The 20,178-nt window shown below is 49.8% G+C and carries 12 protein-coding genes; 9 read left to right on the top strand and 3 right to left on the bottom strand.

Translation table 11 applies throughout. The features are described 5' to 3' along the window. Nucleotides 1-10 precede the first annotated feature (10 nt). Nucleotides 11-1,264, top strand: a complete 1,254-nt coding sequence (flgL, locus tag ABWW03_RS13675) for a flagellar hook-associated protein FlgL (protein ID WP_353408992.1) — start codon at nt 11-13, stop codon at nt 1,262-1,264. Between the two features lie 224 nt (nt 1,265-1,488). Here flgL and ABWW03_RS13670 read toward each other — a convergent pair whose 3' ends face one another. The 3 genes from ABWW03_RS13670 to fliS all read right to left on the bottom strand — a co-directional run bounded on the left by ABWW03_RS13670 (nt 1,489) and on the right by fliS (nt 4,711). Beyond that, complete coding sequence (locus ABWW03_RS13670) at nt 1,489-3,606, bottom strand: methyltransferase domain-containing protein (protein ID WP_353408989.1); 2,118 nt, start codon at nt 3,604-3,606, stop codon at nt 1,489-1,491. Nucleotides 3,607-3,908: 302 nt separating this feature from the next. After that, nucleotides 3,909-4,250 (bottom strand): hypothetical protein, encoded by a 342-nt coding sequence (locus ABWW03_RS13665; protein WP_353408987.1) that lies wholly within the window; start codon nt 4,248-4,250, stop codon nt 3,909-3,911. A gap of 77 nt (nt 4,251-4,327) precedes the next feature. Beyond that, complete coding sequence (fliS, locus tag ABWW03_RS13660) at nt 4,328-4,711, bottom strand: flagellar export chaperone FliS (RefSeq protein ID WP_353408985.1); 384 nt, start codon at nt 4,709-4,711, stop codon at nt 4,328-4,330. A gap of 816 nt (nt 4,712-5,527) precedes the next feature. On the opposite strand from fliS, the gene ABWW03_RS13655 reads away from it, so the two are divergent. The 8 genes from ABWW03_RS13655 (at nt 5,528) to ABWW03_RS13620 (ending at nt 20,114) form a co-directional block, all read left to right on the top strand. Further along, on the top strand, nt 5,528-8,053 hold the full coding sequence (locus tag ABWW03_RS13655; RefSeq protein ID WP_353408983.1) for a flagellin: 2,526 nt from the start codon (nt 5,528-5,530) through the stop codon (nt 8,051-8,053). A 74-nt stretch (nt 8,054-8,127) separates the two neighbouring features. Further along, nucleotides 8,128-8,505: a flagellar protein FlaG gene (locus ABWW03_RS13650; protein WP_353408981.1), complete on the top strand. Its 378-nt coding sequence runs from the start codon at nt 8,128-8,130 to the stop codon at nt 8,503-8,505. Nucleotides 8,506-8,866: 361 nt separating this feature from the next. After that, nucleotides 8,867-11,410, top strand: coding sequence for a flagellin (locus tag ABWW03_RS13645; RefSeq protein ID WP_353408979.1), 2,544 nt, complete (start codon nt 8,867-8,869; stop codon nt 11,408-11,410). Nucleotides 11,411-11,490: 80 nt separating this feature from the next. Continuing rightward, the gene (locus ABWW03_RS13640) at nt 11,491-11,871 is read left to right on the top strand and encodes a flagellar protein FlaG (RefSeq protein ID WP_353408977.1); all 381 of its coding nucleotides are present in this window, start codon (nt 11,491-11,493) and stop codon (nt 11,869-11,871) included. Between the two features lie 169 nt (nt 11,872-12,040). Further along, nucleotides 12,041-15,484, top strand: a complete 3,444-nt coding sequence (gene fliD / locus ABWW03_RS13635) for a flagellar filament capping protein FliD (protein ID WP_353408975.1) — start codon at nt 12,041-12,043, stop codon at nt 15,482-15,484. Between the two features lie 213 nt (nt 15,485-15,697). Further along, a complete protein-coding gene (locus tag ABWW03_RS13630; protein ID WP_353408973.1) occupies nt 15,698-17,155 on the top strand; it encodes a sigma-54-dependent transcriptional regulator in 1,458 nt (485 codons plus the stop codon). 237 nt (nt 17,156-17,392) lie between these two features. Further along, nucleotides 17,393-18,595 (top strand): sensor histidine kinase, encoded by a 1,203-nt coding sequence (locus ABWW03_RS13625; protein ID WP_353408971.1) that lies wholly within the window; start codon nt 17,393-17,395, stop codon nt 18,593-18,595. 61 nt (nt 18,596-18,656) lie between these two features. Further along, complete coding sequence (locus ABWW03_RS13620; protein WP_353408969.1) at nt 18,657-20,114, top strand: sigma-54-dependent transcriptional regulator; 1,458 nt, start codon at nt 18,657-18,659, stop codon at nt 20,112-20,114. Nucleotides 20,115-20,178: the final 64 nt, after the last annotated feature.

Raw genomic sequence — 20,178 nt, 5'->3', positions numbered from 1 at the left:
GGTAGAGATTATGCGTATATCATCAATTCAAACCTTTACGACCAGTGTTAATCGCATCGTCGATTTGACTGGGCAGGTGGGCAAAACCCAAAGTCAAATCTCTGCGGGTACGCGTATTCTCCAACCCTCAGACGATCCGGTGAACGCCGCCAAAATTCTGGATCTGCAACGTGAACTGGATTCCAGAGACCAATATATCAAGGACATCAATCTTTTAGAGAACCGCGCCAAGCTTGAAGAGGCGACTCTAAAGACGATGAATGACACCTTGATCCGCGTGCGAGAATTGACCACTCAGGCTGGTAATGGCGCTTTGATTCAATCAGACAAAGAAGCCATCGCGGCCGAGCTCAAGCAGCGTTTGGATGAACTGAAAAACCTGATGAACACGAAGGACACCTCCGGCGAGTATTTATTTGCAGGCTACAAAGGCAATACCGAGCCCTTTGAGGATACCGGAAATCGCAATTTCTTGTTCAAAGGCGATGAAGGGCAACGTTATATTCAGATTTCAAATACGGTGCAAATTCCTGCCAGTGACTCGGGGAAAGACATTTTTGTCGATATCAAAAGTGCACAAAATACGTTTACCACATTGGCCAGTGAAAGTAATACGGCTGTTCCTCCGGCAACGGTTTCCGTGGGTGTTGTGGTAGACCAAGAGGCTTATGATGAGTTTTACCCGGAAGACATTATTATTGAGTTTCAAAACCCGGATGAACGCACCCTGGTTGGTCTGCCTGCGCAAGCCAACTTCAATATTATTTCCAAGTCGGACGGGCGGGTATTAAAGGAAAACCAGCCCTTTATTTCTGGCCGTCCTATTGAAATCAATGGTGTTCAGGTGCAAATCGAAGGGAACCCAAATACTGGGGATACCTTTTTGATTGAATCGTCTGAAAACCAAGGCTTATTAACCAGCGTGAGTCGCCTGATTTATGGATTGGAAACTCTGGGAACCACGGAGGAAGATAAAAAGGCTTACAATCAATTGATCGAAGATTCGATCAATAATTTGAAAGCGGCAGAGGACAGTATTTTGGAGACCCGGGCGGAAATCGGTGCTCGCTTGAACACCATGGACAGCACTCGAAAGCTGCATGAAGACCTGAAGTTGGTCAGTACCGAACTACTGTCTGACATTCGTGATTTGGACTTTGCTCAGGCGAGCAGTCAGCTGTCATTCGAATCGTTTGTCTTGCAAGCTGCCCAACAGAGCTATGTGAAAATCGCAGGATTGTCTCTGTTTAATAGTCTTCGATAGCCTCGTGTCTGTGTTCGGGGCTGAGCTTGGTCCTTAACATGGCTTCTGACCTTGGTCTCCAATGCCATTGTGTCTAATGCCACTCGATAACGTCAGTTCTATAGCATCAGTTCTATAACATCAGTTCAATAACGTTTGCCAATAAAAAAGCCGCCTGTTCAGGCGGCTGTGTCTACTTGAATTTCTGAGAACACTTAAAAACAGACTGCAAATGTATCTTTATGCTATTGCTTGCTGCCTATGGATCCGTTACGTACATAAAACTGGTACATGCCCCCGAAGGTCAATGGGTTACGCTCTTCATACGCCTCCCAATACCCGAGATTGCGCATGTGTTCATCAAGGGGGTAGGTTTTGCGGTAAGCCTGATGATGCTTGGCCGGTACTCGGACGAACCCTAGAAATTCCATCTCCAGATCCTCGCAGAAGGTGTCGATCTGAAGCGGGGTAAAGCGATGTTCCTGTTCGTGAAACAGAAGATCACGGCAGCCACTCAGGCTGTAGAAATCAGGCGATGCCAATACGGCAGGCCATTGCTCTGGGCGCGACAGTATCTGTCTTCTCAACTCACGCATGTCTTTTGGTTTACTTTCCAAGCCCTGATCAGCAATCATATCGCGGCAGTGAACCACTTCGGACCGTGCACGCTCACTGTATAATCCAATTTTCATGATGCCGCCAGGCCTTAATAGTTGTTTCAAAACTCGGGCGCCTTCCAGGGGATCATTCATGTGGTGCAGCACTCCGCTGCACTCAATAATATCGAAGCGTTTCTTCAGGTTTTTTAATTCCAGAATATCCATTTGAAGGAATTCGATATTGTTTAATTGATAATGATCGGCTTTTACTTTGGCATAAGCTAGGCTGGAATGACTGATATCAATGGCGGTAACTTGTGTGTTTCTGAAATAGCGTGCGCATTGCAAGGCGTGCTTGCCTGTGCCACAACCGGCAACCAGCACCTGCAGGGTTTGCCCCTGTTGCTTGGGTGCAAAGCCGTGCTCGGGCAGAACCGCATCCAGCGCTTGCTGGTACTCGGTTGGTGTTTGATAAGGCAGCGCCAACCAGCGAGGGTAGGGGTTTTCTTCGTATTGGGCCTTGACTCGGCAAGATACACTATCGCTGATGGTACCCAGGCTCTCAATGCGAATGTCCTTTTCTGCATGGCTGAAGCACAATTTCAAGAGCCGTCCGAGATTCGTGAGCAATGCACCACCGGTGTTGATAGCCGAGGCTGTATCAATCATGTGATTGAGCATGGTGCCATTGTATAAGCTTGGAAAGCATGAGCTGGGCTCATACATCATCAGACTCACCCAGTTATCGAGCAAGGTCAACTGCTGCTGTTGGTCCAGTTCTTTATGTTGAAGAATCAGTTCGGATTGCTGAATACGGCCTTCTAAAACCAGTCGTTCACTATCGTCATAGGCCATCACATGTTCATTGTTAAACGCCTGTATAGCGAGACAGATTTTCAGATTCAGTTCATCAAGATTGCAGCGACGCGCAAACAGCAAGTGCTGTCGAACAGAACTGTTTAGATCTTCAATCATGTCTGAGCTGAAGATGACAACCTGCAATGCCTGAAGATAGAGTTTGTCCTTACAGAGCAGAGCAATGTCAATTTGGCTGTTGTTGTCGTTCAATTGATAGCGATGGATGAGGAGCGAAGCAATCAAACGGGATAAATCGCTGTGGTCGACATCGTCCAAATCGAGATAGAAGCGTAATTGCTCATCAAGCTCCTGAGTGTCAGCGTCGGCGGTCAGTTGTTTCAAGCAGGCAAATAAATTGCTTTTGACATGAGGGTCGTCAGGATTCTGGTGAATCAGGCGTTTATAGATGTTAAACGCGCTGACGATTTCGCCTTGATGAAAGCAACTGTAAGCATAAGCTGCCTTCGCACGAAAATGATTGGGCTCCAGCTTGACGGTCTTTTGAAAGCACTCACGGGCTTTGTCATGCTCGTTTTCAGCGAGATAGACATGCCCAAGGCTGAACCAGCAGACGCTGGCATTGGGTGCATATTGCAGTGCTTGGCGAATGAACTTTTTGGCTTTGTTCAGTTCATTGCAATCCAGGGCGATACGCGACAGTAAGGCCAGGGCATCGGCGCACTTAGGGTAGATATGCAAAATATTTTTGCAGTATTCTCGACAGCGTTGACGCAGCTGGGCCACCTTTTGCTGGGAAATTCCCGGTGCCAGACTTTCGCCATAACAGTCGGAGGATTTTCTCAACAGTTTATTGAGAATTCTCCATTGTCCATGGCTGAGATCCAGCTCGGTATGATGCTCGCTCAGTGCCCTGGATGGGGTCTGCTTAATCGCTGCTTGTGTCACAATGTAGCCTTCCCAAATAAAATTCGAGCGCTTGATGCAGTGCCAAATTCTTAACGGCTTTCTGCAAACGCAGTAGAGTATTAAGGAAAATGCAAATACCTTGCCAATGGAGCTGAAATCGAAGGTTTGATGTGGGCCGCTCAATAAATGCTCATAAAATCAGTATCTTATGAGTATTGTCCAGGAGACGGGCTAAGATAAAAGAAAGCCGCAGGCTCGGCTGCGGCAAAAAATTGCCATTGTGGCAATTGGGGGGAGTAGTTTGTTAACTGGCTTCCGGCCTGCTAGGCGAAAGCCACGTATTATTTCGCGACACTCAAATAACTGATGGCTCCACGTTTGGCCTTATTGAGGGCATCCGCCTGCTTGCTCAAATCTTGTTGACGCTCTTTCAAATCTTCAATGACCGATTGATAGCATTCCAGAATGCGTCCAAGCTCAAGGATGTCTTGTTCGGTCGCTGCACCCTGTCCAGCAATTTGACCCCCTTCCAGGATCGTCCTCAGCTGCTGGTCAATATCGAGGAGTTGATTCCAGCTTTCTTCTTGCGCGGCATCAATAATAGCCAGGCGCAGATTGCGAATAGCGCTCATAAAAGTCCTGTCTTTGTGTGCTGGGGCATTGTGCCCTAAATTCTGTTCCACGGTGCTGTCCTTTTTCACTGCCGGTTAAAGCAAGTGTTGATCTAGCAAATAGCGAGTTAGCAAATAACAGGCCAGCCTTAGGCATCGATTTCCTGCCAGGCGGCGTAAATGCCATGAAGCAAACTGTACACTTCCTCAATCATTGCCGGATTATTTTCGGCATTGGCGCTGAATAAACGAAAGGTCATGTAGTCATACAGTTGCTCAAGATCTCGGGTCATGTCCGGATTATGCTTGTGATCCAATGATTCACGAAGACAGTCAATCATTTCAGTAGCCTTTCCAATAAAGCGGCTACGCTGCTCGTGTTCCCCGCGCTCTGCATGACCTTTGGCTTTCGCCAGGCGATCAAGAGCACCTCCCATAAGCAGGCTGATCAATTTATGTGGCGATGCATCCAATGCGCTATAGCTATTATTTCGCTGATATTGCGCTGCTGCAGAACCTGAACCGTAAAACATAGTAAACCCCGTTTGTTTTTAACGATGCGCCATCGCACAGAAGTATTATGTAAATGTTTTCGGCCAGGGGCAGGGTGGCTTTAGCAAAATCCTGTAAATTTATCTGCCGTTGGTCGAGCGGCAAATTTTCGCACAGCGGCAACCCCGAGAGCGGAAGTGGGTTGCCGTAGCTTGTTAATATTTGGGCTTTTTTTCTGTATTTCCTCAAAAGGCGTGGGTATTTTTTTGCATCATCCTGATGCGCCTCATTCTCGCTTCCTTGATATAAGGCGAGAGATTTCCAAGGGTAAGTGCTCGGGCTTATGCACACAGCAGGCGATCATGAAAAATAGCGACGGAAAATGTGACAAACAAATTTTTATTGTCTATATATAGAAACCTCGATTATTGCCTTGGCGGAACTGGCTACTGCGATTTATGGCAGATCAATGATTGCAGCACCAGGCTGATAGCCTGGTATATAAAGGCCTCAAGCGATATCAGGCGATTTTTCCGAAATCTTATTGTTTCATTCTTCTCTATAGAAACCCTGACCTTTATGGGTTCTCTGTTTAAAAACGCGACAAGCGGTCAATATCCCGTTAAAGCATTTCCCCCTACTGCCGTTAAGACCATTGAAACATTTTGCTTTGGCAAATATGGATCAGGATGCAGGTGCCAGCTTTGGTACAGATTGTGCAACCGGTGATTTTCCAATTTCGGAAGTATCAAAGATTGAACAATCATCTTCGTCAGAATGCACGATTGAGCATCTTGATCATAAAGGTCGCGAGCTTGCTTAGGCAGGAGCGCAGGTAATCTCTAAGGAGTAATGATATGGCTTCGGTTATTAATACAAATATGGCGTCGCTGACAGCGCAACGTAACTTGAGTAGCGCCCAAGGTGCTCAAGCGGATGCCATGCAGCGCCTGTCTTCAGGTCTACGAATTAACAGCGCAAAGGATGATGCTGCAGGTTTGGCAATTTCCACTCGCTTCTCTTCACAGACCCAGGGTTTGGCGGTGGCAATCCGTAACTCGGGTGATGGTATCTCTTTGGCACAAACCGCTGAAGGTGCTTTGGGTACCATGACAGAATCTTTGCAGCGTGTACGTGAACTCGCTCTGCAGGCAGCGAACGGTACGAACTCCGCTTCTGACCGTGAAGCTCTGAACGCAGAAGCTCAGCAAATGATCGCTGAAATCACACGTACCGCAAAAGAAACCAACTTTAACGGCCAGAAGCTGTTAGATGGCACCTTCGATACAAAATTCCAGGTAGGCGCCAACGGTGGTGAGACCATCGATGTTCAGGTTTCAGACTTGAGCGTTGACAAGCTGGGTGTATCGGACCAGGCAGGTGTCTCTGCTGTCGGTACTGACTCAGCATTGGGTAACGGTGATTTGATTATCAACGGCGTCTCAATTTCCACTTCTTCCGCTGCTGATGACGATGCCTCAACTGATAACGCCGGTGCTTCCGCGATTGCTAAAGCAGCCGCAATTAACAAGCACACTGATGAAACCGGTGTGAGAGCTGTTGTAGATGAAAACAATGTGGCAGGTTCTGTACAAACAGCGGCTGCCATTACCGGTCAGAGCTTGACTTTAAATGGCGTCTCTATTCAGGTCGATACTACCGGTGACGCAGCGACTACTCGTGCTGCAGTGGCTTCCGCAATAAACGCTGTCTCGGAGCAAACTGGTGTTAAGGCTGTTGATACTGAAGATGCGGCAACAGGCGTTACTTTGCAAGCTGCTGATGGTCGTAATATTGAACTGGACTTCGGGGCGGGTGGTTTAACCGCTGCAAATACAGGCTTGGCTGCAGGTGGCACTTATGAGGGTGGTTTTACCCTGATCGCTGAAGGTGACACGAAAACCATTGATATTGATGGTGGTAATGGCACGGGTAATGGCGACATTGCCAATGCGGGTTTAGCCAAAGGTGAATACACTCCTGGCGTAAGTGCAGTAAGTGCTTCTGCTAAAACAGGTGATGTGGGTACCGCTGCTACGGCTGCTACGGGCACAATCGATTTGTCCAACTTCCTGGCAGATAACTCCGGTGGTGGCCCTCACACCGTAGTAGTAACGGTAGATGGAGCAGACCAGACTTGGACATTTGATGCGGATTTGTCCGGTGCGGGTGCGGACAATGATGACATTATTGCTGATTTGGCTGGCCAGAGTGGCATAACCTTAACCGCAGTTAACGGCGGTGCTGCGCAGGATGGTTTGTTTACCATTACATCCAGCTCAACCGGTGCTACTTCCACATTGGCAACGGGTGCAACGGCTGGTAACGGTGCGGGTACTGCAATCACTGGGTACACGGCTGGTGCAGACTTGGTTGGTCCTTCTGACCGGGATTTGGATGCCGGTGATCTTGTGATCAACAACGTTGCGATTAAAGCTGCGCAAGCTGGTGATGATACCGCTTCCTACGCTGATGCAGCGAGTTCTTCCAAACAAGCTTCCGGCATTTCCATTGCTGCGGCGATCAATAAGTCTACCGGCGAGACAGGCGTTTCGGCTGAAGTGAATGCTACTGAGTTTGTGGGTGGTTCCAGCACCACCGCACCAGCGGCAGCCGGTTCTGCAGGCGGTGTGGGTAACACCGGTGCGGTATGGGTGAATGGTGTTGAGGTTAGCTTGACTATTCAGGCTGACGCCGGTTCAAGTCGTGCCCATGCCTTGGAGCAGATCAACAAAGTGTCTGGTCAGACAGGCGTTACTGCAGCTGATAACGGCGAGAGCCTGACTTTGACGGCAGCTGATGGTCGCAACATTGTATTGGCTTTCGATACTAATGATACGACTCCTGCTGACGGTGTAACCGCAGCGCACTTTGGTTTAGGTGGTAGCGATATTTCATCCTCTGACCTGGCAAGTAAAACCGATGCCGATGCGGCGGCGGTTACGACCTACTCAACGGTAACCCTAACCGGTGCTGGTGATATCGAGGTGGGTGCGGGAATCAACGGCAGTACCGCTTTGGATGAGTTGGGCTTTACCGCCGGTAACTTCGGTGGCGGTGAAGACGGTACTTTCCTGAAAGATATCGATCTGACTACGGTCGACGGTGCGAACGCTGCACTGACGGCAATCGATAACGCTTTGGATACCGTAAACGCTCAACGTGCAGACCTGGGTGCGATTCAAAACCGTTTTGAAACCACCGTGAAGAACCTGCAGGTGAACGCTGAGAACCTGACGGCGTCGAACTCCCGAATTCGTGACGCTGACTTTGCCGCTGAAACGGCTGAGTTGTCCCGAGCTCGAGTTCTGCAGCAGGCGGGTACCTCTATCTTGGCCCAGGCCAACGCCCTGCCAAACCAGGTGTTGTCACTGCTCCAGTAATATCGGGGTAGGTAACCTAGAGGAAGGGGGAGTTATACGCTCCCCTAACCAAGCAGCGGCCTGAGGATGAAATTATGAACGATATGCAAACCTCTTATACAGCAAGTTCTCTGAGTGTTAAGCCCAGCGAAACGATTCAGAAGTCTGTAGCGAGTAATGCTGGTGTTCACACTCAGGTGTCTGCTGAACCTTCCATTGAACAGGCAGCGCCCAGTTCAGAGTCGGTACAGCAGGACTTGGAAAAGGCCGTTTCTCGTTTGAATGATTATGTGCAGTCCACTCAACGAGATTTGAAATTTTCCATGGATGAAGAAACCGGTCAAACCGTCATTACGGTAACTGATCGCTACACATCCGAAGTCATTCGCCAGCTGCCGGATCAAGTGGTTTTAGATTTGGCAAAGAAACTAAACCATGAGGAGCCGCTAAAACTTTTTAGTGCTCACGCATAAACTGACAGGTCAGCTGAATTTATTTGGCTGACCTGGCAAGCAAGGCGAAAAAAGTTAAACGGTTTTTCAAACCCGAAAAGAGGATTTTTAATAAAGACATTTAGCGATACAGCAGTTCGATAAAAGTCATAAATTTCAAGCGATTAAATATTTTGTTAGCCGTAACAAACACCGATTCAAAAATCTATTTAAACACTTGAAATAAAAATTCTTTAGAGAACGTGACCTGTTTCATCCGATGAATGGTTTATTGGCCGCCTAAATTTTCAACGATCTAGGCCGCCAAACCAAGAGAATCGGATGTAAATGGGTTGCGTGCTCGCGTTTGCGTGTACGCCTTTTTTAGACAAAGGTGTTTGTTATGGCTTCGATCATTAATACCAATATGGCGTCTTTGATGGCGCAACGTAATTTAAACAAGTCGCAGGGTGCACAGGCCGAGGCCATGCAGCGCCTATCTTCAGGTTTGCGCATTAACAGCGCGAAGGACGATGCCGCAGGGCTTGCGATTTCCACACGTTTTTCCTCTCAAACCCAAGGTTTGGCAGTCGCCATTCGCAATTCGGGTGATGGCATTTCCCTAGCTCAAACGGCTGAAGGTGCGTTAGGGACTATGACCGAATCCCTACAGCGTATACGTGAGCTGGCGTTGCAGGCGGCGAATGGTACCAACTCTGTGTCTGACCGTGAGGCACTGAATGCCGAAGCGCAGCAGATGATCGCCGAGATTACTCGCACAGCGAAAGAAACCAACTTTAATGGCCAGAAATTGTTGAACGGTACTTTCGATACTAAATTTCAGGTAGGTGCCAATGCGGGAGAAACCATTGATGTTCAAGTTGCCGACTTGAGTGCAGACAAGTTAGGCGTTTCGGATCAATCCGGTGTGTCAGCTGTCGGTACAGATTCCGCATTGGGCAACGGTGATTTGATTCTCAACGGAATTACCATTTCCTCTTCATCAGCAGCCGACGATGATGCGTCGACTGATAATGCCGGAGCTTCCGCGATTGCTAAAGTGGCAGCAATCAATAAGCATTCTGATCAAACCGGTATTCGGGCGGTGGTAGATGAAAATACCGTGGCAGGTTCTGTTCAAACCGCTGGAGCCTTAACAGGCCAAAGTTTGACGCTCAACGGGGTGTCAATTCAAGTAGACACAACCGGTGATGCCGCAACAACGCGAGCCGCGGTCGCATCCGCAATCAATGCTGTTTCTGAACAAACCGGCGTTAAAGCAATTAATACCGATGATGCAGCGACAGGGGTGACGCTCGAAGCGGCTGATGGGCGCAATATTCAGTTGGATTTCGGTGCAGGCGGTTTAACCGCTGAAAACACAGGCCTGGCAGCGGGGGCGACCTATGAAGGCGGGTTTACCCTGGTGGCAGAAGGCGATACCAAAGTGATTGGTGTTGATGGCGGTAATGGAACAGGAAATGGCAATCTCGCGAACGCCGGTTTATCGAAAGGGGATTATTCTCCAGGTGTCAGTGCGGTAAGTTCTTCAGCGAAAACGGGAACACCGTCCGTGTCGACACCGGCAACACCCGCTACGGCAGCGACGGGCCAGGTTGACCTGTCGAGTTTCCTCAGCGGGAACGATGTCGGAGGGCCTCACACGTTGACCGTGGAAATTGATGGCGCGTCCCAGGTTTGGACCTTCACGGAAGCGACGAACACTGACAATGCCGCGATTCTGGCGGATCTGGTCGGACTCTCGGGCGGTACATTGACGCCCGTGAATGGCGCCGGCGCCGCAGATGGTTTGTTTACCTTTACGTCGAGCACCACAGGTGTGACATCAACCTTGGCCATTACGGCGTCTGCAGGTAACGGCGCGGCTGCACAAGCGGCCGGCATCACATCGTATACCGCTGGTGCAGATGCCGTGCCAGCCGGTACGGTTGCGGCACCGGATCGTGATCTGGATGCAGGCGACCTGGTCATCAATAACGTTGCGATTAAGGCGGCACAAGCGGGAGATGATACGGCCTCGTATGCCGATGCTTCCAGCTCTTCGAAGAACGCCTCCGGCATTTCAATTGCAGCGGCAATCAATAAATCCACCGGTGAAACGGGCGTCACGGCGAATGTCAACAGTACTGAATTTGTGGGTGGTTCCAGTACAACGGTCGGCACCTCAGGAAATACTGCCGCCGTTTGGGTAAATGGCGTGGAGGTCTCTCTTACCGTGCAGACCGACCAGGGGTCCAACCGAGCTCATGCGCTTGAACAAATTAACAAGGTGAGCGGGCAAACCGGGGTTCTGGCAACGGACAATGGTGAGAGTTTGACCTTAACGGCCGAAGACGGACGCAATATTGTTCTGGCTTTCGATACCAACGCCGGCGGGACAGGTGCTGTGGCGACAGATTTCGGTCTGGGTGGTTCGAGTGGTATTTCCTCATCGGATATTACCACTGCGGGCGGTACGAAGGCCGATGCTGATGCCGTCGCTGAAACCACGTATTCCACGGTGACCTTAACCGGTGCTGGTGATATCGAAGTGGGTGCGGGAATCAATGGCAGCACCAAGTTGAATGAGCTGGGTTTTACAGCGGGTTCATTTGGTGGTGGTGAAGACGGTACCTTTCTGAAGGATATCGACCTGACGAGTGTTGAAGGCGCGAATGCAGCACTGACGGCGATTGATAATGCTTTGGATACCGTTAATGCCCAACGTGCAGACCTCGGTGCCATTCAAAATCGTTTTGAAACCACAGTGAAAAATCTGCAGGTGAATGCGGAAAATCTTACTTCGTCCAATTCGCGAATTCGCGATGCGGATTTTGCCGCAGAAACTGCTGAGCTATCGCGTACCCGAGTGCTTCAACAAGCGGGTACATCGATCCTGGCACAGGCCAATGCCTTGCCTCAACAAGTGCTGTCATTGCTCCAGTAACTCTGGCAATTGGAGGTGGGAGTCTTCACGTTTACTCGTTGAGACTCTCGACACCCAGCAAAATAACTGAGGAATAGGCTATGAACGAAGTGCAAACCCCTCATTCGGCAATACCCAGGAGCACTTCAGCCGTTACGCCGGTGGAAAAACCGACCAGTGGCGGCAAAGATTTGCCTCCTGTTAACACTGAAGCTGCAGAAATCGTCAAGGAGGCCGTTAACCATAGTGAGTCTGTACAAAAGGATTTAGCGCAAGCGGTCTCTCGTTTAAATGATTATGTGCAGTCCAGTAAGCGAGAGTTGCAGTTTTCAATGGATGAGAGCACAGGGCGTACGGTTATCACGGTGATCGACAGTAATACCTCAAAGGTGATTCGTCAGTTACCCGATGATGTTGCTCTGGACTTGGCCCGAAAATTGAATGAGGAAGAGCCGATAAGACTGTTCAGCGCTCATGCCTAGATTGCCCACAAGGCAACAGGGCAAGGGGTTCATCAAAGCCCTGAGTTGCACAGTCTATGGCCCGGCAGGGTCTGTTTTCAGTGATAAGCCCCGACATAAGGGGCTTGTCGCGGTTAACGCCATACAAAATCAACGATAGGAATATCGCTCGGTATTCGGGGAGTTAGACATGGCCAGTATTTCATCCGTAGGTGTGGGATCCGGCGTTCTTAATAACGATTTGATCGATCAATTGATCGAGGCTGAACGGAGCCCGACCGATAAGCGCCTGGATACCGAGAAGGTTGATCTCGAAACCAAAATTTCCGAACTGGGTAATGTCAAAAGTGCAGTATCCAGCCTTCAGTCAGCGGTGAGTTCCCTGACACTGGCTTCCTCCTTTGAAACCAATACAACCTCCAGTAGTGATACCGCTAAATTAACCGCAACAGCGAGTAGTTTGGCCAGCGCAGGTGTTTACAATGTTGAAACTACCCAGCTCGCGCGAGCACAAACTCTTGCTTCAAAAACCTACGACAGCCTGAACGATGTCGTAGGGCAGGGCACTCTGGTCTTTAAATTTGGAGAAGTGGAAACCACCGTCGCGGCGGATAAAAGCGTGACCAGCTTTGATAATTTTATCCAGGACAGCGCCCAGGCGAGCAAGAGCATTACGATTAATTCTGGGAACCACACGCTTGCGGGTGTTCGTGATGCCATCAACTCTGCCAACATGGGAGTTCGAGCGTCGATTATCGATACGGGCAGTGGCTTTCGTTTATTGTTTGAATCTGAAAAAACCGGTGAGAAAAACGGTTTTACGATTGAAACACAGAACGCCAATAATGGCCTGGATGATTTCAATTTCAATCAATCGGATAGCGACAATGTGCTTCACGCGACCAATGCGGTCGATGCCACCTTGAAAGTGAATGGTTTGGAAATTACCCGTGAATCCAACCAGGTAACGGGTGTGATCAACGGTGTGACCTTAAACCTGCGTCAGACTTCGATTGGCGAACCGGTGACCCTAACCGTGGAAGCGGATATGGAAACCATCAATAAGCGTATGCAGGATTTTGTAACGTCCTACAATGAACTGAAAACCCTAACCAACACTCTCACGGCATACAATGTCGAGGAACAGAGTGGCAGCATTTTTACCGGTGACCCCAGTATTCGAAACTTGGAAAATCAGCTGAAGCGAATTTTAAGCAGTGCGATTCCCACCAGCGCCCAAGGAAGTATTAACTCACTGGCTGAAATCGGCATTAAAACCAACGATAAAACCGGGACAATCAGTTTTGATTCTACGAAGTTTACCGACTATGCCAAAAACGACCCGGAAGCCTTAACAAAATTGTTTGGTACTACAGGCGTGGGTGCATCTAATGTTGAGTATATTCGCGGGAACAATCAAACCAAGTCGGGTGATTACGATGTAGTGGTCAGCGAGCTGGCAACACAAGGTGAGTTTTTGGGGAATGCCACCGCCGGTGGCTCTTATGTCATCAATGCCTCGAATGACACGTTTACGATTAACATCGACGGTGTCAGCTCTAATAGCATGAGCCTGGCACAGGGAACGTATACGGGAACCGAGCTCGCCAACCTTCTGCAAACGCAAATTAATGCGGATGAAAAGTTAAAGAATAATGCCAAATCGGTTGCGGTAGAATTTGATAGCAGCAACAACAGTTTTAGTGTGACCTCGGCCAGTTTTGGATCGAAGTCTTCGGTGTCCTTTAATAGCATCGACAGCAACATGGCTGCTGATTTAGGCTTGTATACCCCCGGGCAGGGACCGCGGGCATTGGATCTCAGCACCGCCTTGAGTACGACAACGGATCTCAGCAGTGCCGTTGTGATCGATAGCAGTAACGACACTTTCGCGCTGAAAGTGGATGGTGTAGAGAGCGCAGATATTTCAATTGCTCAAGGCAGTTATACCGATGGTGACAGTCTGGCAAGCGCTATTCAGAGTGCCATCAACGCTGATAGCAGCCTTTCTGGAAAAGGCCTGGTCGCGGCAGTCAGTTATCGCGGTGAGCAGGATGGGGGCCAGTTCACCATCAGCTTTAACGATGATGAGACGTATCAGATTCTTACGGCGGATGCCGGCCTGTCATCATTGGGTATCGATGCCAATGTTTCATCTACAGCAAAAGCGGATGCGTTGGCGAGTGCGGATACGCTCGCGACGCCTCTGGTTGTTGACAGCAATAATGACACCTTCAGCTTAAGCTTGAATGGTACCACCTATACGGATCTGCAAATTGCCCAGGCGAGCTATACCACGGGTTCGGCGTTGGCGACCGCAGTGCAGAATGCTATTAATGCGCAAACGGGCACAGGTGAGACCGCGAAAACATCGGCGGGCAGCTTCGACTTGTCCAGTCCGATTGATTTCAGTGCGGCCAATCGAGGCTTTACGGTATCCGTCGATGGCGGAGCCGATGTCGACATTGTGGTGAACCAAGACGCGACCACGGATCTCAATGGCGACACACTAGTGGATGAAAATGACAACCTGAAAGCCATTCAGGATGCTTTGGATTCAGCCTTGGGTGGGGGTGTTCTTACCGCCTCTTTGGAATCGGGTAATTTGGTTCTGACAGGAAGCACCGTCGGCAACAGCGGCAGCATTGACATCAAACAAGACGGCCGCCTGGCCAGCTTGAGTGCCGGTAGTGTTGATACCAGCACATTCGACAACACAACCGACTTTACTGGCGCGGCTCTCACTTTGACCCTCAATGGTGGCAGTCCGGTAAATGTGGATCTCAGCAGTATCACCGTTCCCGCTTCGGGCCCCACTACCCTGGTAGCCGATATTCAGGCGCAGGTGGATGCCGCGCTGGGGACTGCGGGCTTATCCGCTGGCGATATTGTGGTTAAGGAAAACGCATCGAATCAGATTTACTTTGAAGGCATCAATGCGGCAGATGGAGAAACCCTTGCTATCAGTGGCATCAGCAATGATGTGCTGGGCTTGGGCGCCGTCAGCGCGACGTCAGGGCTGAATGGTTTTGGCCTGAGTTCAGGCATCAGTAATGGTGTCGATGGCAGTAATGCGACGGTCAGTTTCCGTGGCGGAAACCAAGAAGGCGGTTTGCATATCGCGTTCGGCAATGCGGACAGCTTTAGAATCACGGCTGCGGAAGACGCTATGGCCAGTAGCCTCGGAATCAAGGCCAGCGATGGCAGTGAAACCAATGTGCTTACGGGCAAAGACGTTGTAGGTACGATCAATGGCGTTGCGGCGGTAGGCAGCGGCCAGCGTTTAACCGGTGCCGAGGGCAACGATTCCTACGGTCTGGCCTTACGAATTACCGGTGACGCCATCGGTAAACGGGGGACGGTGAATTTTAACTTGGGTTTGGCGGAACAAACCGAACGTTTTCTTGAGGCGGCACTGAGTACGACCGGTTTCCTCACGGAGAAAGAATCCGGGTTTCAAGCCTCATTGAAGGAAATTGCTGAAGAGAAAGCGAAGTTGGAAACTCGTATGGAAACCCGCCGCAGTTCTTTGAGTCGACAGTTTACCTATTACGATACCTTAGTTGCTCAGTTGAACTCATCCCTGGATTTTATCAAAGCGAACTTTGAAGCTCTCAACGCGCAAAACAACTAAATACGGTTGGCTTTTGCTCAAAAGCTGCCGTATTTTTCATCGATTTTGTGCTCTCAGGTTTAAATTACTGATTTTTCATGTCATTTAATTGACTCCCGCCAAGGTATTGACTATTAATTACCATATGATTTCTGCGCAGTAATCGTGGTCAACTATGTGACAGTGACCACGGATTGGGCAAAAAATGTACGTAGGTAATGAGGAAGCAAGACAATGTGGCGAGACATCAAAGTGTTAGTGGTTGATGATGATGGGGAGCGACGCCACAATCTCAAAGTGATATTGGACTTTTTGGGCGAGCCCAGTGTTGCCACGTCTTTATCGGGCTGGCGAACCTTTATCGACAGCAGTGGAGAGCAGGCCGAAGAGTTCGTGGCCGTATTGCTTGGCGATTGCCAGGCCGACAGTCCTGCGCAAGAGCAGATTCAGGAAATTCATGATTGGGATGCAAATCTGCCAATCATTGTTCTTGGGAAAAAATCCGCTGATTTGGAAGCTTTGCGTGAAGGCTTGCCGAGCGAATTGCGCCACAGTGTGGTGGCCGCTATCCACACGCCGCCCACTTACAATCAGTTGTTGGATACCTTGCATCGTGCCCAGCGCTATCGTGAGGCCAAACGCATGGCGTCAAGTTCCAATGGCCAGCGTCCTTCTCACTTGTTCCGCAGCCTTGTCGGCACTTCTCGAGAAATTCAGACCGTTCGAACCATGATGTCCCAGGTGGCCGATAAAGATGTTTCGGTGTTAATCACCGGTGAATCCGGAACCGGGAAAGAAGTGGTTGCGCGGAATCTTCATTACCATTCAGATCGCCGCGAAGAGCCTTTTGTGCCAGTTAACTGTGGTGCAATTCCTCCAGATCTGCTGGAAAGCGAATTGTTTGGTCATGAAAAAGGGGCGTTTACCGGCGCCATCAGTTCACGTGCCGGCCGTTTTGAAATGGCTGAAGGTGGCACCTTATTTCTTGATGAAATTGGTGACATGCCACTGAATATGCAGGTTAAGATTCTGCGAGTCCTGCAGGAAAGAACCTTTGAACGTGTGGGGGGTAACAAAAGCATCCCGACCAATGTTCGTATCATTGCGGCAACACACCGTAATTTGGAAAGCATGATTGAAGAAGGCAGTTTCCGGGAAGATTTATATTACCGCTTAAATGTGTTCCCTATCGAAATGCCATCGCTGCGAGAGCGGGATGAAGATATTCCGCTGCTGTTGAATGAACTGGTTTCTCGCCTTGAGAGTGAAAATCGTGGATCGATTCGCTTTAACTCGGCGGCGATTCTGTCTTTGTGCCGCCATCAGTGGTCTGGCAATGTTCGCGAGTTGGCGAATTTGGTGGAGCGCATGGCCATCATGTACCCGTACGGTGTTGTGGGGGTGCAGGACCTGCCGACAAAATATCGCCATGTCGAGGTTGAAGAAGAAGACTTTGGGATTGCCGAAGAGTCGACGCCCCGTCAGACCAATGTGGTGAGCATGTTCGATACTACGCTGTTGCCTGAGAGCGGCATTAATTTGAAAGAGTATCTGGCCAATCTGGAAAAGAGTTTGATTGAGCAGGCTCTGGACGACTCTGGCGGCGTGGTCGCCCGAGCCGCTGACCGTTTGACCATTCGTCGAACCACTCTGGTTGAGAAACTGCGTAAATACGGATTGCAGCGCGGTTGATACATTACTGGGAATCCTACTTCAAAGGCCCGTTTTACGGGCCTTTTTTCTTTCTACATTCTGCTTTTAGTCAGGCGTTTAAGCCGTACAGCTCATCGAGCTGCACCCGTTCTTCCCGACGTTAACTTGCTCGGTTTTTAAATTGGCACTGGCTTTGCAGTAACCCGGTATCTGCGAAGAGTCGCCAGTTTTCCGACACCTCGCCTGGTTTATATTTGCTTGGGGTAAGAATTCACGATGCCATCACCGACTGCTTTGGATGTTTCGGCGCTTGCAAAATCAAACATTGCCTTTGATTTTAATCCTGATGTGGCACGCCTTCAGGAAGCTTTTACGCAGTTCAATGAGCTGTCACAGCATCTGGCTGAGTCCTACCAACTGCTCGAAGACCGGGTCACTGAACTGACCGATGAACTGAACAGTGTCAGTCAGCAGCGAATACGGGAGCTGGCTGAGAGGGAGCAATTGGCCAGCCGTTTGGAAACACTGTTGTCGGTGCTGCCAGGAGGCGTGGTGGTACTCGACGATAAGGGTCTGGTGCGCCAGTGCAACCCAGCTGCGACTCTGTTACTCGGCGAAGACATCAATGGTCGTCTGTGGCGTGACATTGTTCAGGATTGCTTTTCTCCACGTCAAAATGATGGCCACGAAGTCTCGACTCGGGATGGTCGTTTTTTCAGTATCGCGACATCATCCATTGACGAAGGTGGCCAGATCATTCTGTTAACGGATCAAACTCCAACGCGCAAACTCCAGGCCGAGTTGAGTCGCCATGAGCGTTTGTCCGTGATGGGTCGTATGGTGTCGGCGTTGGCCCATCAAATTCGTACGCCCTTATCGACAGCAATGCTGTACGCGGGGCATTTGTCTTCAGGGCAGTTATCTTCCGAGAAGAGCAATCAGTTTGCGAACAAGTTAATGGGGCGTCTGAGTCATCTGGAGCAACAAGTGCAAGACATGTTGTTGTTTGCCAAGGGTGAACTGCCCTTGAACGACACGATTGATTTGAATGACCTGTGCCAGGGCGTACGCGAAGCGATGGAAGAACCATTGGCCAGCAGTCAGTCACATTGTGATTTTATTCCTGCCGGACAGGAGTGCTATTTACGTTGCAATCGCGAAGCGCTGATAGGTGCAATTCTCAATCTGGCCAATAATGCGATTCAAGCGGTGGGTAAAGGGGCTGAGTTGAGTGTTCAATTCAGTGTGGTAGAGGATGCGCTTTACATTGCTGTTTGCGATCAGGGCCCAGGCATTGAACAGGCCGATGTGCAGAAGGTACAGGAGCTGTTTTATACCACCAAATCCCATGGTACCGGATTGGGTTTAGCCGTAGTGCATTCGGTTGCAAACGCTCACGGGGGGCAATTCGAGTTGCGTTCCGAACGGGGGCAGGGGGTATCCGCAACCATTCACCTTCCCCTTTTGCAAAACGCTTAGCGACATTGAGCGCAATAGATTTGAAACGATTGAAAAGAATTTGAAACAGGCAGGCGAGTTTATGATGGATAATCACAAAATTCTGGTAGTTGAAGACGATATGGATCTGCGAGAGGCGCTTTGCGACACTCTGGAAATGGCAGAGTATCGTGTAGTTGCCGCCGAAAGTGCAGAGCGCGCCCTGCAAGAATTGGCGTTGCACAGTGATATTCATATGATTGTATCGGACGTCAATATGGGCGGGATGTCCGGTCATGAATTACTGGTTCAGGTTCGACAGCAATATGCCCACATCCCCATGTTGTTGGTGACCGCCTACGCCAGTGTGAGCGATTCGGTCGAAGCGATGCGACTGGGTGCTGTTGATTATCTGGTGAAGCCTTTTCAGCCGAAGCTGTTACTCGACACGGTGGCCAAATACGTTCGTGGGGCAGCTTGTTCTCAATTGGATGCGCCCGTTGCGGAATCGGAATCCAGTCAACAGCTGTTGCGTTTGGCAAGTCGTGTCGCGCAAACAGATTCAACTGTCTTAATTGTTGGCGAATCTGGAACGGGCAAAGAAGTGCTTGCGCGCTATGTCCACGACCAGTCTCCACGGGTGGGCAACCCTTTTATTGCGATTAACTGTGCGGCCATTCCCGAGAATATGCTCGAAGCAATGTTGTTTGGCCATGAGAAAGGCGCTTACACTGGTGCGACCAGTTCTGCTCCCGGAAAGTTCGAGCAAGCCAATGGTGGCACGTTGCTGCTGGATGAAATTTCCGAAATGGATCTGGGGCTGCAAGCCAAACTGTTGCGAGTGTTGCAGGAGAAGGAAGTGGAGCGTTTGGGCGGGCGAAAAACCATCAAGCTTGATGTCCGGGTGATCGCAACCTCAAACCGCGATATGCGCCACTACGTTGCCGAAGGTAAATTTCGCGAAGATCTGTATTACCGTCTCAGTGTTCTCCCCTTGCAGTGGGCGCCACTGCGCGACCGAACGGAAGATATTATTCCTCTGGCCAACAAGTTATTGGAAAAACACGCTGAAAAACAACACCGCCATGATATGGAATTGACAGTTTCTGCCCAGGAGGCGATGTTGGCTTACGCTTGGCCTGGAAACGTACGTGAGCTGGATAATGTTATGCAGCGGGCTTTGATCCTTCAGGCGGGCAAAGATATTCAAGCGGAAGATTTGGGCTTGGAGTTTTCCAATCAATTCAGTCCCAAACCCGATATCCTGCCTTCAAATGTATGTTCGATACAGCAAGCCAGCCCTGGGCCGAATACGCCTGAGGAAGCGATGTCTCCTCAGGATGAACTCAAGGAGGAGGTGGCTGAAGACCTTCATTCCGCGCTGTTGGGCGATGATTTAAAGCGCCGGGAATTTGAAATCATTGTTCAGACTTTGAAGCAAGAAGGTGGCAGCAAAAAGAATACTGCAGGTCGTTTGGGGATCAGTCCGAGAACATTGCGCTATAAAATTGCGCGCTTTAAGGACTTGGGTTTGAATGTTGATGCCCAACTGGCTTGCTAGGCTGCCAAAACACCATAAAAAAGGCTGCGTGAGCAGCCTTTTTTATGGACCAGACTTAATCAAG

Source organism: Pseudoteredinibacter isoporae, from assembly GCF_040372805.1.
GTDB classification, from domain to species: Bacteria; Pseudomonadota; Gammaproteobacteria; order Pseudomonadales; family Cellvibrionaceae; genus Pseudoteredinibacter; species Pseudoteredinibacter isoporae_A.
Note: the sequence above shows the minus strand (reverse complement) of the source record. Positions and strands in the feature narration are given on the sequence as shown.